The sequence below is a fragment of the Pseudomonas sp. Z4-7 genome, from assembly GCF_051131965.1.
In the GTDB taxonomy this organism is placed as follows: Bacteria; Pseudomonadota; Gammaproteobacteria; order Pseudomonadales; family Pseudomonadaceae; genus Aquipseudomonas.
The window spans coordinates 3,679,193-3,693,763 of the sequence record NZ_CP071642.1; the positions used below are offsets into that span (position 1 = coordinate 3,679,193).

10 protein-coding genes are annotated in these 14,571 nt (G+C 61.9%); 4 read left to right on the plus strand and 6 right to left on the minus strand.

Annotated features, from left to right (window positions below; translation table 11 throughout):
- Positions 1 to 133: 133 nt before the first annotated feature.
- Positions 134 to 622 (plus strand): GFA family protein, encoded by a 489-nt coding sequence (locus tag J3P91_RS16480; protein WP_434601117.1) that lies wholly within the window; start codon positions 134 to 136, stop codon positions 620 to 622.
- 141 nt (positions 623 to 763) lie between these two features.
- On the opposite strand, the gene J3P91_RS16485 is transcribed toward J3P91_RS16480, so the two are convergent.
- Positions 764 to 1,369: a tRNA-(ms[2]io[6]A)-hydroxylase gene (locus tag J3P91_RS16485; protein ID WP_434601118.1), complete on the minus strand. Its 606-nt coding sequence runs from the start codon at positions 1,367 to 1,369 to the stop codon at positions 764 to 766.
- Positions 1,370 to 1,528: 159 nt separating this feature from the next.
- Here J3P91_RS16485 and J3P91_RS16490 point away from each other — a divergent pair, with 159 nt between their 5' ends.
- Positions 1,529 to 2,392: a universal stress protein gene (locus J3P91_RS16490; protein WP_434573569.1), complete on the plus strand. Its 864-nt coding sequence runs from the start codon at positions 1,529 to 1,531 to the stop codon at positions 2,390 to 2,392.
- 190 nt (positions 2,393 to 2,582) lie between these two features.
- On the opposite strand, the gene J3P91_RS16495 is transcribed toward J3P91_RS16490, so the two are convergent.
- A complete protein-coding gene (locus J3P91_RS16495) occupies positions 2,583 to 3,053 on the minus strand; it encodes a DUF1289 domain-containing protein (RefSeq protein ID WP_434601119.1) in 471 nt (156 codons plus the stop codon).
- Positions 3,054 to 3,460: 407 nt separating this feature from the next.
- Here J3P91_RS16495 and acnB point away from each other — a divergent pair, with 407 nt between their 5' ends.
- Positions 3,461 to 6,061: a bifunctional aconitate hydratase 2/2-methylisocitrate dehydratase gene (gene acnB / locus J3P91_RS16500; protein WP_305501222.1), complete on the plus strand. Its 2,601-nt coding sequence runs from the start codon at positions 3,461 to 3,463 to the stop codon at positions 6,059 to 6,061.
- Positions 6,062 to 6,296: 235 nt separating this feature from the next.
- Here acnB and J3P91_RS16505 read toward each other — a convergent pair whose 3' ends face one another.
- Entirely contained in the window at positions 6,297 to 7,577 is a 1,281-nt protein-coding gene (locus J3P91_RS16505; protein ID WP_434601120.1) for a serine/threonine transporter, read from the minus strand.
- Between the two features lie 381 nt (positions 7,578 to 7,958).
- Here J3P91_RS16505 and J3P91_RS16510 point away from each other — a divergent pair, with 381 nt between their 5' ends.
- Positions 7,959 to 8,912 carry a 2-hydroxyacid dehydrogenase gene (locus J3P91_RS16510; RefSeq protein WP_434601121.1) on the plus strand — a complete coding sequence of 318 codons (954 nt, stop codon included), beginning with the start codon at positions 7,959 to 7,961 and terminating at the stop codon, positions 8,910 to 8,912.
- On the opposite strand, the gene tssA is transcribed toward J3P91_RS16510, so the two are convergent.
- Genes tssA through J3P91_RS16525 form a run of 3 tightly spaced genes read right to left on the minus strand, consistent with a single transcriptional unit; the run spans position 8,909 to position 14,570 of the window.
- Positions 8,909 to 9,991 carry a type VI secretion system protein TssA gene (gene tssA / locus J3P91_RS16515; RefSeq protein ID WP_434573563.1) on the minus strand — a complete coding sequence of 361 codons (1,083 nt, stop codon included), beginning with the start codon at positions 9,989 to 9,991 and terminating at the stop codon, positions 8,909 to 8,911. The genes J3P91_RS16510 and tssA overlap by 4 nt on opposite strands.
- Positions 9,988 to 13,812 carry a type VI secretion system protein gene (locus J3P91_RS16520; RefSeq protein WP_434601122.1) on the minus strand — a complete coding sequence of 1,275 codons (3,825 nt, stop codon included), beginning with the start codon at positions 13,810 to 13,812 and terminating at the stop codon, positions 9,988 to 9,990. The genes tssA and J3P91_RS16520 overlap by 4 nt, the downstream gene beginning before the upstream one ends.
- Complete coding sequence (locus J3P91_RS16525) at positions 13,809 to 14,570, minus strand: DotU family type IV/VI secretion system protein (RefSeq protein ID WP_434601123.1); 762 nt, start codon at positions 14,568 to 14,570, stop codon at positions 13,809 to 13,811. Before J3P91_RS16525 ends, J3P91_RS16520 begins: the two co-directional genes overlap by 4 nt.
- Position 14,571 lies beyond the last annotated feature (1 nt).

Genomic DNA, 14,571 nt, shown 5'->3' on the forward strand with positions numbered 1-14,571 from the left:
GTGAATCTCCCGATTCCAATGTGGGAGCGAGCTTGCTCGCGAAGGCGTCCGCACATTCAACATAAATCCAACCGGCAATAAACGCCGACCGTCTAGGCTGTACTGAACCATTTCCAATCCACCGGAGGCTCCCATGCACCTCGAAGGATCCTGCCACTGCGGCGCCGTATCGCTCAGCCTGGACAGCAGTCACCCCTACCCTTACCAACGTTGCTACTGCTCGATCTGCCGCAAGACCCAGGGCGGCGGCGGTTTTGCGATCAACCTGGGGGGAGATGCCACGAGCCTGAAGGTGCAGGGTCGCAAGCACATCTCGATCTACCATGCGCGGCTCAAGGACGAGGGCGACAAACGCGCCCACCGCAGCAGCGCCGAGCGGCATTTCTGCTCGCTGTGCGGCTCCGGATTATGGTTGTTCAGCCCTGAATGGCCGGAATTGATCCACCCTTTTGCTTCCGCCATCGACACGCCGCTGCCGGTGCCGCCGGAACGTACCCATCTGATGCTGGGTTCCAAGGCGCCATGGGTAGAGGTCGAGGCGCGCTCGGGTGACCAGCAGTTCGACCTGTATCCCGAAGAATCGATTGCCCAGTGGCATGAACGCCTGGGTTTGACCCGTTGAGATGCAGCGCGGCTTGGGGCCCTATCGCGAGCAAGCTCGCTCCCACAGGGGATTCGGGATGGACTCAGGATTTGTGTTCAAAGAGAGTCCAATGTGGGAGCGAGCTTGCTCGCGATGGCGCCGTCATGAACACCACAGTTCCTAAAGCGCAGGCACACCACTGTGGAACCGAAACTCCACATCCACTGATTCGATCAACTCGCGCTCCGCCTCGCGGACCCTCTCAATGACCTGGGCAATATCCTTGGCGTCGCCATACTGGTAGGCCAGTTTCAGGTAACCCTGAAAATGTCGGGCCTCGCTTTTCAGCAGGCCGAAATAGAACTTGCCCAGCTCCTCGTCCAGATGCGGCACCAGGGCCTCGAAACGCTCACAACTGCGGGCTTCGATAAAAGCGCCGACCACCAGGGTGTCCACCAGTTTCACCGGTTCGTGGCTGCGCACCACTTTACGCAGGCCCGAAGCGTAGCGCCCGGCGGAGAGCTGGCGCAGGGCGACCTTGCGTTTTTTCATCAGGCGCATGACCTGCTCGTGATGCACCAGTTCTTCCCGGGCCAGGCGCGACATCATATTGATCAGGTCGACATGGGAGTGATATTTGGCAATCAGACTCAAGGCAGTGCTGGCGGCCTTGAATTCACAGTTCTTGTGGTCGATCAGCAACGTTTCCTGGTCGGCCAGCGCCGCCTGGACCCAGGCATCGGGGGTGCGGCAGCCGAGGAATTCGTGGATTTCGGGAAGGATCATGAGACTCACGGGCAAAGGTAGTCGAGCGAAGGGCGCCGATTATACCGGCCTGCCCCCAGACCACCAGCCACCGCCGTTGATATGCATCAAGTCGACGGGCCGTCCAGAACAACTATAGTTGAGCAACGCCGTGCCTTTACATTGCTGGAGACGCCGATCATGCAAGCCATTCGCAGCATCCTCGTGGTCATCGAACCCGAACATTCGGAAAGCCTGGCACTCAAGCGCGCCAAACTGATCGCCGGCGTGACCCAGGCCCATTTGCACTTGCTGGTCTGCGACAAACACCATGACCATGCCGGGATGCTCAGCGTCCTGAAGGCCGCACTGGCGGCCGACGGCTACAGCGTGACCACCGAGCAGGCCTGGAACGAAAGTCTCTACGAAACCATCATCGACGTGCAGCAGGCCGAAGGCTGTGGCCTGGTCATCAAGCAGCACTTCCCCGACAGCCCCTTGAAAAAAGCCCTGCTGACCCCGGCCGACTGGAAGCTGCTGCGCCATTGCCCGACTCCGGTGCTGCTGGTCAAGACGTCGGGGTCCTGGAAAGACCGGGTGATCCTGGCCGCCGTCGACGTGGGCAATGCCGATGGCGAGCACCGCCACTTGCACTCGACGATTATCGACCATGGCTACGACATCGCCCTCCTCGCCAAGGCGCACCTGCATGTCATCAGCGCCCACCCGTCGCCGATGCTCTCGTCCGCCGACCCGACCTACCAGCTCAAGGAAACCATCGAGGCGCGCTACCGTGAGCAATGCCGGGCGTTCCAGGCCGAATTCGACATTGATGACGAGCACCTGCATATCCAGGAAGGCCCGGCGGACGTCTTGATTCCCTACATGGCCCACAAGCTCCAGGCCGCTGTCACCGTGATTGGCACCGTGGCCCGCTCGGGTTTGTCAGGGGTGCTGATCGGCAACACCGCCGAAGCCGTGCTCGATACGCTGGAAAGCGATGTGCTGGTGCTCAAGCCGCAGGAGGTGGAGGACCATCTGGTGGAGATGGCGGCAAAAGAATAAAAACCTTGGGCGATCAAGCTCTTGTGGCGAGGGAGCTTGCTCCCGCTCGGCTGCGCAGCAGACGCCTGGGTTTTTCAGGTTCAAAATTATCCGGATCAAGAGCGAGGGTCGCTTCGCAACCCAGCGGGAGCAAGCTCCCTCGCCACAAGAGCTACTGGGTACAAAGCAACTTGCCACCGATGAGGGCCTGTCAGCCGCCAATCGCATCCTTCAAGAACCCCGGCGCGATGTAGCGCTGGTAATGCGCTTCGGACAGGAGGAAAAATTCCCGATCAATGGCATCGCGCAGTTCGGGCAGCTCCCAGTCGCGAAATTCCGGCAGCAGCACCATTCCGTACGCTTCCAGGTTATTGATCACCCGTGCGCCCCGGGCGATCAACTGATAGGCCCAGCAATATTCCGACTGATGCGGCACGAAGCGGACCTTGCGCGATTCCAGTTGCTGGCGCAGCAGCTGCGGGTCGAAAACCTCGAGCTTGGCCACCATCACCTGCACCAGCAGCTGCTCGAGCCGCAACCACACCGCGCGCTTCTCCTCTTCGTTGTAGCCGTTCCAGTGAATCACTTCATGGTGGAACCGCTTGCAGCCACGGCACACCAGGTCGCCGTAGACAGTGGAACAGAGGCCGACGCAGGGGGTCTTGATGAGCTGGTTGGGCATAAGGCAACGCACACGCAAAAACAGGACAGGCCGGCATGTTAGCCCTTTGTCTAAGATTGATCACCCCTCAAACTTCCAGGCTCAACTTACCTTTAATTTTTTTTTCCCGTAGAATCAGCCAGCCTTTTAAGGCGCCAATGTCCGTTAGAAGCTGTTTTCAAAGCGTCACGAGCACAGTCGTTCCTTCAGAGCGGTGTTGGCGAAGGGTCTTTCCAGCGGGGAAAGCCCAACGCCAACCCTCATCAGCTCCCGTTCTGCAGGCGTAAAACTTTGAAAGCAGCTTCTGTGAGGAACTCCGGCAATTCTGGCGTGGAGGCCCAAAAAGCCCCCTGACGCGCATGAGTGCCGTGAGTTTCTGGATGAGCGTCCCGGACACCCATTTGGGACCACTGATGAGGGTAATAACTGTGCTTGAAGCCTACCGCAAACATATCGAAGAGCGCGCCGCACTGGGTATCGTTCCCCAGCCGCTTAACGCCGAACAAACCGCAGGCCTGATCGAGCTGCTGAAGAATCCCCCGGCTGGCGAAGAAGCTTTCCTCGTTGACCTGATCACCAATCGCGTTCCGCCTGGAGTCGACGAAGCCGCCTACGTCAAGGCCGGTTTCCTGTCCGCCCTGGCCAAGGGCGAAGCCCAATCCCCTCTGATCGACAAGAAGCGCGCTGTAGAACTGCTCGGCACCATGCAGGGCGGCTACAACATCGTGACCCTGGTAGACCTGCTGGACGACGCCGAGCTGGCTCCGGTCGCCGCCGAAGAACTCAAGCACACGCTGCTGATGTTCGATGCCTTCCACGATGTGGCGGAAAAAGCCAAGAACGGCAACGTCCACGCCAAGGCCGTCCTGCAATCCTGGGCCGACGGCGAGTGGTTCAAGAACCGCCCGGTGCTGGCCGACAAGATCAGCCTGCGGGTCTTCAAGGTCACCGGCGAAACCAACACCGACGACCTGTCCCCTGCCCCTGACGCCTGGTCCCGCCCGGACATCCCGCTGCACGCCCTGGCCATGCTGAAAATGGCTCGCGACGGCATCGTGCCCGATGAGCAAGGCAAGACCGGCCCGATGAAGCAGATCGAAGAGATGCGTGGCCAAGGTTTCCCGATCGCCTACGTCGGTGACGTGGTCGGTACCGGTTCCTCGCGTAAATCCGCCACCAACTCGGTGCTGTGGTTCTTCGGCGACGACGTCCCGTATGTGCCGAACAAGCGCGCCGGTGGTTTCTGCTTCGGCAGCAAGATCGCGCCGATTTTCTACAACACCATGGAAGACGCCGGCGCCCTGCCGATCGAATTCGATGTGTCGAACATGCACATGGGCGACGTGATCGACCTGTACCCGCATGCCGGCAAAGTCTGCAAGCACGGCACCGATGAAGTCCTGACCACCTTCGAAATGAAGACGCCGGTCCTGCTTGACGAAGTCCGTGCCGGCGGTCGTATTCCGCTGATCATCGGCCGTGGCCTGACCGAAAAAGCCCGCGCCGAGCTGGGCCTGCCGCCTTCGGACCTGTTCAAGAAGCCTGAAGCGCCGGCCGAAAGCACCAAGGGCTTCACCCTGGCGCAGAAAATGGTCGGCAAGGCTTGCGGCGTGACCGGCGTTCGCCCGGGCACCTACTGCGAGCCGAAGATGACCACCGTAGGCTCCCAGGACACCACCGGTCCGATGACCCGTGACGAACTGAAAGACCTGGCGTGCCTGGGCTTCTCGACCGACCTGGTGATGCAGTCCTTCTGCCACACCGCGGCGTATCCGAAGCCGATCGACGTGACCACCCACCACACCCTGCCAGACTTCATCATGACCCGTGGCGGCGTGTCCCTGCGTCCGGGCGACGGCATCATCCACAGCTGGCTGAACCGCATGCTGCTGCCGGACACCGTCGGCACCGGTGGTGACTCCCACACCCGTTTCCCGATCGGCATCTCGTTCCCGGCCGGTTCCGGCCTGGTCGCCTTCGCCGCCGCCACCGGCGTGATGCCGCTGGACATGCCCGAGTCGATCCTGGTGCGTTTCAAGGGCAAGCTGCAACCGGGCGTCACCCTGCGCGACCTGGTCCATGCGATCCCTTACTACGCGATCCAGAAAGGCTTGTTGACTGTCGAGAAGAAAGGCAAGAAAAACGCCTTCTCCGGCCGCATCCTGGAAATCGAAGGCCTGGAAACCCTGACCGTCGAGCAGGCTTTCGAACTGTCCGATGCCTCGGCAGAACGTTCGGCCGCAGGTTGCACCATCAAGCTGTCCAAGGAATCGATTGCCGAGTACCTGAAGTCGAACATCACCCTGCTGCGCTGGATGATCGGCGAAGGCTACGGCGATGCCCGCACCCTGGAGCGTCGTGCCCAGGCGATGGAAGCCTGGCTGGCCAACCCGGAACTGCTGGAAGCCGACAAGGACGCCGAGTACGCGGAAATCATCGAAATCGACCTGGCCGACGTCAAGGAGCCTGTGCTCTGCGCGCCGAACGACCCGGACGACGCCCGCCTGCTCTCCAGCGTTGCTGGCGAGAAGATCGACGAAGTGTTCATCGGTTCCTGCATGACCAACATCGGTCACTTCCGCGCTGCCGGCAAGTTGCTCGACCAGGTCAAGGGCCAACTGCCAACCCGTCTGTGGCTGTCGCCGCCGACCAAGATGGACGCTCACCAGCTTACCGAAGAAGGCTACTACGGCATCTATGGCAAGGCCGGTGCACGGATGGAAATGCCGGGCTGCTCGCTGTGCATGGGTAACCAGGCACGCGTGGAACCGAACTCCACCGTGGTCTCCACTTCGACCCGTAACTTCCCGAACCGTCTGGGTGACGGCGCGAATGTCTACCTGGCTTCGGCTGAGCTGGCATCCGTGGCGTCGATCCTGGGTCGCCTGCCGACCGTCGAGGAGTACATGGAATACGCCGGCAAGATCGACAGCATGGCAGCGGACGTATACCGCTACCTGAGCTTCGACCAGATCGCCGAGTTCCGTGAAGCGGCTGCCAACGCCAACATCCCGGTCGTTCAAGCGTAAAGCTTAAAGCGCACCACTGAAACGCCGCCCTTCTTGCGAGGGGCGGCGTTTTTTTATGCCTGGGGATTTGATGCAAGCTGACAGACCGCCATCGCGAGCAGGCTCGCTCCCACAGGGTTTTATGCCGGACGCAATGCCATAAACACCCAAAACCAATGTGGGAGCGAGCCTGCTCGCGAAGACGGCGGCACAGCCAACATCCCTGCCAACTGAGCCACCTTCCCACCCTGGGCTATCAGGCCAGGAGGGAATAGACCAACGCAGTGATCGCCACCAAGCCCACCGACACCACAAAGACATTCGACGCCTGGCCACGATAGCGGGCCATGGCTGGGACTTTGCGGATCGCGTACATCGGCATCAGAAACAGGATGGCCGCGATGACCGGGCCGCCCAGGGTTTCGATCATGCCCAGGATGCTCGGGTTAAGGGTAGCAACGACCCAGCACACCACCAGCATGAACGCCGCCGTCAGGCGATCGAGGGTTTCCGGCGCCGGGCGCCGGCCGCTCTTGACGATCAGGCCCTTGAGGCCTTCGCTGGCGCCGATGTAGTGCCCCAGGAATGACTTGGAGATGGCGACAAACGCGATCAGCGGCGCCGCAAACGCGATGGTCGGGTTGCTGAAATGGTTGGCCAGGTACGACAGGATCGACAGGTTCTGCGCCTTGGCCTCGGCCAGTTGTGCCGGGGACAGGGTCAGCACGCAACTGAACACGAAGAACAGCACCATCACCACCATCAGCACATGCGCGCGCGACAGGATCTGTGAGCTGCGCTCTTCAGCGTTATCGCCGTAGCGACGTTTCTGGTCCACCGCAAATGCCGAAATGATCGGCGAATGGTTGAACGAAAACACCATTACCGGAATTGCCAGCCACAAGGTATGCAGCAATGCCGAAGGCTCCGGCAGCGTCGACGCAGTGGTCAGGATCCCGCCGTTCCAATGGGGCATTAGGAACACCGCAAGGAACAGCAGCGCCACGATGAACGGGTAAACCATCAGGCTCATGGCCTTGACGATCGCCTGCTCGCCGCAACGCACCACGGCCAGCAGGCCGAGAATGAGCATCAGCGACAACACAATCCGAGGAGGCGGCTGCACGTGCAGCTGATGTTCCAGGAAACTGCCCACCGTATTGGTCAGCGCCACGCTGTAGATCAGCAGGATCGGAAAGATCGCAAAGAAGTACAACAGGGTGATCAACGCGCCGGCCTTGATGCCGAAATGCTCTTCCACCACCTCGGTGATGTCTGCCCCGTCGCGACCGGACAGCACGAAACGAGTCAGGCCCCGGTGCGCATAGAACGTCATGGGGAACGCCAGCAGCGCCAGGATCAGCAGCGGCCAGAAACCGCCGAGGCCGGCGTTGATCGGTAGAAACAGCGTGCCAGCGCCAATGGCGGTACCAAAAAGGCCCAGCATCCACGTCGTGTCGTGGCGACTCCATTGACTGAGGGTGGCTGGGGCTGTCGTTTCAAAGCGCTCTTCGACGCTGTTGGCCTGATCATTCATCCGGTCGGATCTCCGCTTTCCGGTCACATGCACCCGGCCAGGACGAGTCGGAAAACCCCGACAGGCAGCGCCCTGGCCGAAACAGGGGCGCGATTGTCCGGGATTCATGAACAGAAGCAAAGACTTAGCTGAGGAGTGGTTATCCGGAGCAGATCATGGACAGAAAAATTGTCCCCACATTCCTTGTGGGAGCGAGCCTGCTCGCGAAGAGGCCCTTCCTGTAACACCTCGCTGCCTGAACCAGCGTCTTCGCGAGCAGGCTCGCTCCCACAGGGAAATGTGCCAGCCAAAAATGAAATACAAAAAGCCCAAGCTACACCTCCCTGCGGCCCCTACAATCAGGTTGAATATCAAAATCGCCCGCGCCCACAGGAGCACAGCATGACTGCAACCGTTCTGGTACTGGTTGAAACCGTTAACGAATACCTGCCGATCCTGGAGCGCCAAGGCTATCACTTGGAACTCGCGCCCACGCCCGCCGAACGCAAGGCAGCGGTTTTCGAACACGGTGAACGGTTCAGCGCGGTGTTGACGCGCGGCCCCTTGGGCTTGACCGCCGAGGAAATGGCCGCCCTGCCCAACCTGAAGATCATCTGCGTGATCGGCGCCGGTTATGAACAAGTGGACCTGCAAGCCGCCAGCGACCGAGGCATCGTCGTCACCAACGGTGCCGGGGTCAACGCTTCATCGGTGGCCGACCATGCCATGGCGCTGTTATTGGCGTTGGTGCGCGATGTGCCTCGATCCGACGCAGCCCTGCGCCGGGGCGAATGGCCGCGAAGCACGCGCCCTTCCCTCGCTGGCAAGCACTTGGGCGTGCTGGGACTCGGCGCCGTGGGCATGGCGATTGCCAAGCGGGCCGCCCTCGGTTTCGACATGAACATCAGCTACCACAATCGCCGCGTACGCAGCGACGTGCCCTACGCCTTCTGCGCAACGCCCACCGAACTGGCCAGGGTCTCGGATTTTCTGATTATCGCCACGCCCGGAGGGCTGGACACCCGCCAGTTGATCAACAAGCAAGCCCTCGACGCCCTGGGTCCCAACGGATTCCTGGTCAACATTGCCCGCGGCAGCGTGGTCGCCACGACCGAGCTGATCTACGCCCTCGAACATCGGCGAATTGCCGGGGCTGCGCTGGATGTATTCGACCATGAACCCGAAGTACCCGACGCCCTGAAGCATTTGTCCAACGTCGTGCTGACACCTCACGTGGCTGGCCTGTCGCCGGAAGCGACACGCGCCATGGTGGAGTTGGTCGGCGATAACCTGAACGCGTTTTTTTCCGGCAAACCGGTGCTGACGCCAGTGGAGCTACCCGACGCGCAGCATTAGAGGACCCCGAGTAACGTCCACAGCCGTCGGGACTCGGCATCGGCACTGATCAGTTCTCCCAGCAGCTCGCTCAGCGGCTTGTTGCCCCACTCCACACCGCGCCGGATCAGATAAGGCACGGGACTGTGGGGTTCGGTGCGCGCCAGGTAACCGGCGATGACCAGCAATTGTCGATAGGCCTCCTCACGATTGGCCGGTTCCTGGAAGACCTGGGCAGGTGCCGCCGTCGGCGGGGAGGTCGGCGTCGTTGCCACCGTGGGCGTTTGCGCGGGCACGACGGCGGGTTGCTGTGGATGCATCGCGATGAACTCCTTTACCAATGCCAACATGGCTTGCATCACGTCCTGCAAGGATTTGTAGCCCGGCGCCAGGTTACCCAGGTAGGCGTCGCTCCAGGCTTCGAGCCGTTGCAAGTGTTGCAGGCTCAACATCAGGCTGCCCTGGCGGTGCAACCAAAACGACAACGGGGTGTTGCGAATCAGTTCGCTGAGCTTCTTTTGTTCGTTGCGCGCCGCCTCCGCCGAGGCCTTGGCATTCTTGCTGTCGTTGCCCAGCACTTGCTGGCGCTGCAGGCGCTGCCAATCGTCCAGGCTGAAACCCGCGAAGGCTGGGTCACGACCATCAAGCAACGGCACCCGCGTCAGCAGCACTTCGCTGTAGCGACGGGCCAGCCATTCCAGCGGAATCACCCGCCACGATTGATCGCCATCCTCGGCAAGGGGATGCAGGTGTTCCGGATAGCGCTCGCACAGCCCCGCCACCAGTGCCAGGCTGCCGGGCAAACCTTCCAGCCCGGCCAGGTGCAGCCAGGCCTCCCCCAGCCAGGCGCTGATCATTAGGTCCTTGCTGCGCTCAAGCAGCAACGTGGTCGCGAGCCGCTCCAGGTCCGGCCAAAGCGCGCGCTTGATCGAAGACTGCCACACGCCGGTAGGCAGGCTGGTGTCGTCTTCCCTACGCAATTCGCGTAGCTGGTCGTACTCCGTTTCGTAACGCAGATCCTGGCCACAGGGCGACTCGGCGCTGATCGGTTCGAGCAGTTGGCTGACCAATTCGGGCAACGGGGTTATCGGCAAACTCACAGGCCCTCCTCACGGGTGGCAATGGCAGGCCTCGACGCAGGCGCGAGGAAAGGTGACCGCGGCGCCTGTGTCGGCAACGGCGGGATCGACAGCGGCAATTTGGAACCCTGGCTCATCAGCGACAGGCGCACGAACATCAAGGTCTGTTGCGCCGTGCGGGCTTGGGTCTGGGCGGTCACCGGCAGTTGCAGGGCCAGGGGAAAATCGGTGTAGTCGACATTCGGCTGGCGTTGGACCGAGCCCAGCGAACGCACCAGGCGCAGCAACGACCATGGCCCTTGGTATTCCCAGCCGGCTTCGAGGTCGCGCACCACCAGGTTCGGTTGCAACGGGTCGTTGGCCGGGCGCTGGTAGCCGTTGCGGGCCCAACGCAAGGTCAGACGCACGGGCTGGCCGACCATCCAGCGCAGGTTCTGCTGGCCCTCACCGGGGTAGTTGATCTGCTGGTTGCCGGCGTCCAGGCTCCAGGCGATGACCTGGTCGGCGCCGCGCTCTTCCTCGCGGTCGGTGCGCCAGCGCACGTCCATCTCCACGCCCAGGATGCCGCTCTTGTCCCGCACGAACAGCGGCCCGAGCCAGACACCGGCCTGCTTCAAGCGGTTGAGGAAATCCTCGGCCGCCAACCGCTCCGGCGTCTGGCTCAGCGTCAGCCCGGCCTGGGCCAGGGGCACGCGTGTCTCGATCAATTCCAACAGGTGCCGGACCCGTGCCGGGTCGGCATCACTGGCCCGCACGTCCTGGGAAAACGGGAAGCGACCCGCCAGGTACTGGTCGAAATAATTGGCCAGGTCATTCCAGGCCATTGCCGCCTGGTTCTGTTGCAGGTACAGGCAACGCTGCAGCGCCCCCTGCTGCAATGCGACCGTGCGCCGAGCCAGGTCGCCGCGCCCACCGGACAGGCTGGAGGTCTGCAAGATCTGCGCGCAGGACGCGGTGTCCATCGCATTGAAATCCCGACTTACCAATTGCTCCAACTGGGCAGCCGAACTGGCCGGGTTCTGATTCTTGTACTTGAGCAGTTCGTCGTTGAGGGCCATGAACCGCGCCACCTGGTCATGCTCCAGGGCGGACAGGTCGTCCTGCTGGACGATCAGCCATTCCAGTGCAGGCATGCGCTGTTCGGCGATCTGCAGCATGGCACTGAATTGCTGGTTCAGGTTCAGCTTCAGTTCCTGTGGATCGTTGGCGCCATACAGCTGCAAGCCGAAGTTCTTCGAACCGTCCCAACGCTCGATATCGGCGCGCTGGCTGAATAACGGCTGGGCATCGATTTCGGCCAGGCCATTGTTGATCTGCGCCAATGCCCGGCGATTGAGCAGGCGCTGGAAACGTATCGCCAGGTCGCCCCGGTGCACGTCCATGAAGGCTTTCTGCAGCGCCACGGCTTGGGCGGTCTGTACGTTGAAGCCCAGGCCCGGCGACGGCTCGTCGCTTTCATCCAGGCTCAACCACATGGCCCGTGCCGCGGCGCTTTCGGCGGCCTGCATCAGCGCGTCACGGTAATCCGGCGGGATCCGCGACAGCTCTTCGCTGGCATAGCTCTTGTAGCTGGCGAAATAATTCAGGGCGACGCTGAAATCATCACTGCCATCGCCCTGGCCTATTGAATCCGGATTGCCGGTCGACGGATCCTTCTGCATCGCCAACGCCACGAAATCCCGTTTGAACAGCGCTTGCACCGCGCCGTCCAACGCCGTGACATGGTCCTGCAACACCAGCAAGCCACTGCCCTGCTGCACCAGCAGATTGTCCCGGGAACCACTCTGGACGATCCACTGGTCGCGAAAACTTTGCTGCAACTTCGCCGCCTGGCTCTCCAAGTCCTGTGTGATATCCGGGCCAAGCAAAGTGCTGTGGCTGACCTTGTCCAGCATCTGGGTGTAGCCAGGCACGAGGTCCTGGCCCTTGCCCCGCCCCCAGGCGGAGTTGGTCAGGCTGACCAGCGTCTGCAGGTCATCGATCAGCGCCATCAGGTCTTCCAGCTCACTCAAGGAGTTGCCGCTGCCTGCCTCCAGTCCTTGCAGGTGCAACTTGAGATAACCGGCCTGGCGAACGAAGTTGTCCGCCAGGAAGTAATGGTCCAGCCAGCGTTGCATCAGGCCGGTGAAATTATCGGTAATCACAGGGCGCGCGGCGTTCAGGTCCAGCCCTTGCAAATCACTGTTTCGCGCATCGAACAGGACCCGGTTGTAAAACTGTGGGCGACTCAAAGTCCCGGTGTTCAGGCCCAAGGACAACGCGGCGTTGCTCAACTGCACCAGTTCGTCCAGTGGCGCCTTGGGGTCGTTCACCACTTGGCTGAACATCTGGTTGTGCTGCTCGAGGCGTGCCGCCAGATCCACCAGCGCCTTGGCCTTCAGGTAGCTTTGCCACTGCGCCGGATCGTCGTTCTCGACGTTGCCCCGCCGCTCGGTGTTGCGGATGGACTTGAGCTGTTCCAGGTCGGAATCGAGCAAGTCTCGCAGCGGTAGTATCCAATGGTGCCGGGCGGTCAGGCGCAAGCCATCCTCCAGCTGCGTGTCCACGGAGGAAAACCAGGAAGTAGGGAAGACGACCGAGACATAACGCCAGCGCGGGGCTTTCTCCAAGACGTTCCAGTAGTTCTGCACGTTATGCCGGGTCGGCTCCAGTTGCGGCTGGTCCGGGTCAACGACAATGTGGTTCTTGTGGGCACTGAGGACCAACCGTGACAGTCCCTCGGCGTTTTCCACCGAATCGCGCCAGACCCAGACCATGCCTCCCAACCAGACCAGGCCCACCACCAACGCCACCGCGCCGGCCAGCCGATGACCACGTTGGCGCACGCGCAGCAAGCGAGGCACCGGCTGGGCCAGGCCGCGTTCGGCCATAAGACGTCGCGACCACAATTGCCGGGCAAACACCGTTTGCCGCTGGCCATCGTGATGGGCGGCCAAACTGTCGCCGCTGACGGCCGGTGCCTGACTGGCGGTGAAGTACACGCCGCGAAATCGCGGCGCTTCGCCTTGGGCGTTGCCCTGGAATACCGGCTCCAACAATATCTGCAAGGTTCGTCGCAAGCCTTCGAAGCGTTCCGGCAAGCCATAAAGATCGGTGCTCAGCTGTCCCGACAACGCACCGATCTCGATGATCGATTGCGCCAGTGCGGCGTTGATCTCATCCAGCGCCTGGTCACTCCAGTGCGACTGCCACGCCGCATCCGGCAAATAAGGCGACGACCAACCCAGCATCGACTCCCGCGCCTTGGCAGGCAGCGCGCTGACCAATTCCTGGAACCCGGGCAACTCTTCCATCCCGGTGATCACCACGTAAACCGGCAGGCTCAGGCCAAACCGTTGCAGCAAATCGATAAAAACCCGTCGGACCTTGAGGCTCAGCTCAGTGGTGTGCTCGATGTCATCGAACTTGCTGAACGGTACTGTCCAGATCACCCCGTCCAATGGCCGCTTGCTGCGCAGCCGCAACAGCAGGCCCAGCAGTCTCCACCAGTTGCCCCGTTGCCGGTTCATGCCTTCATCGGGCAGGAACAACGCCTGGGGCACTACCAGCAAGGCGCCTTCGGCATCGCAAAACCAGCGCCCGAACCAGCCCGCCTTATCCGTGGGTTGCAAACGCCATTGGCTGCACAGCTGGGCGCCGTCGGTTTCGTTGCCGAGCATCATCAGCCAAGGCGTCTGATAGCGGTCGCGGGTGCCCTGCTCCTGCTCCATCTGGCGCACCGCCCCGTAGAAATTGCGGACCGCCGCGCCGCCCTGGGTTCGCAACCACCAGACCGCTGCCGCGATCACCAGCACCACGACAATGGCGAGCAGCACCAAGGCGACGATGCTCAGGGTGTTCATGAATCCTGCTCCTGGACTGACGACTCGTTCAGTTGCAATACCGGTTCGAGCTCCAGGCGGATGTCACGCCAGAAGACCTGCCCCAGGCCAGTCAACAACAGCACCATCGCCACGATCGCCAACCCCAGGCGAAAGCCGTCCGGCAAGGATTGCTGCGCGGGCATACGCGCGGGCGTCGCCGCCGCAGACATCGCCAGGCGCTGGCTGACGTCGACGTAATCGGGTTCGTGCTGCCAGGCAAAGGTGAACAACGCCACGCGCCATTTTTCGTGCTGGACCTGGCCAGGCTCGCCGCGCAAGCGCCCTTGGAATCCCAGGATCAGGCATTGCAGGTAGACATTCGCCAGGTCCCGAGTGCCCGGCATCTGCTCATCCAGCAGTTTCTTGATCGCTGCGGGCAAGCGCTCGCCGGCCTGGCGGCTGGCGTACATGCGTGACTCGAGGGGATGCTGCTGCCAGGCCAGTTGGCCGGGCCAGGTGCTGAACAGCAAGGTCTCGTCCACCAGCGCGACGAAGGCATAGACCAGTGCCTTGACCTGCTCGGAAGCGGCATCGCCGACGGTGGCATAGGCCACCCGCCAGAGACGCTGGGCGCCGCGACCGGAAAACTCCACGACCCGATTGACCAGCACCGCAGGGTCGCTGTCCTTGGGCAAGTCTTGCCATTCCTGGGACCACTTCAACCAGGCTTGACGAAACGCACTGCTCAGCGGCGCCTCGTGCAGACTCCGAACCACCCCGCCACTTCCGTCAGGCATA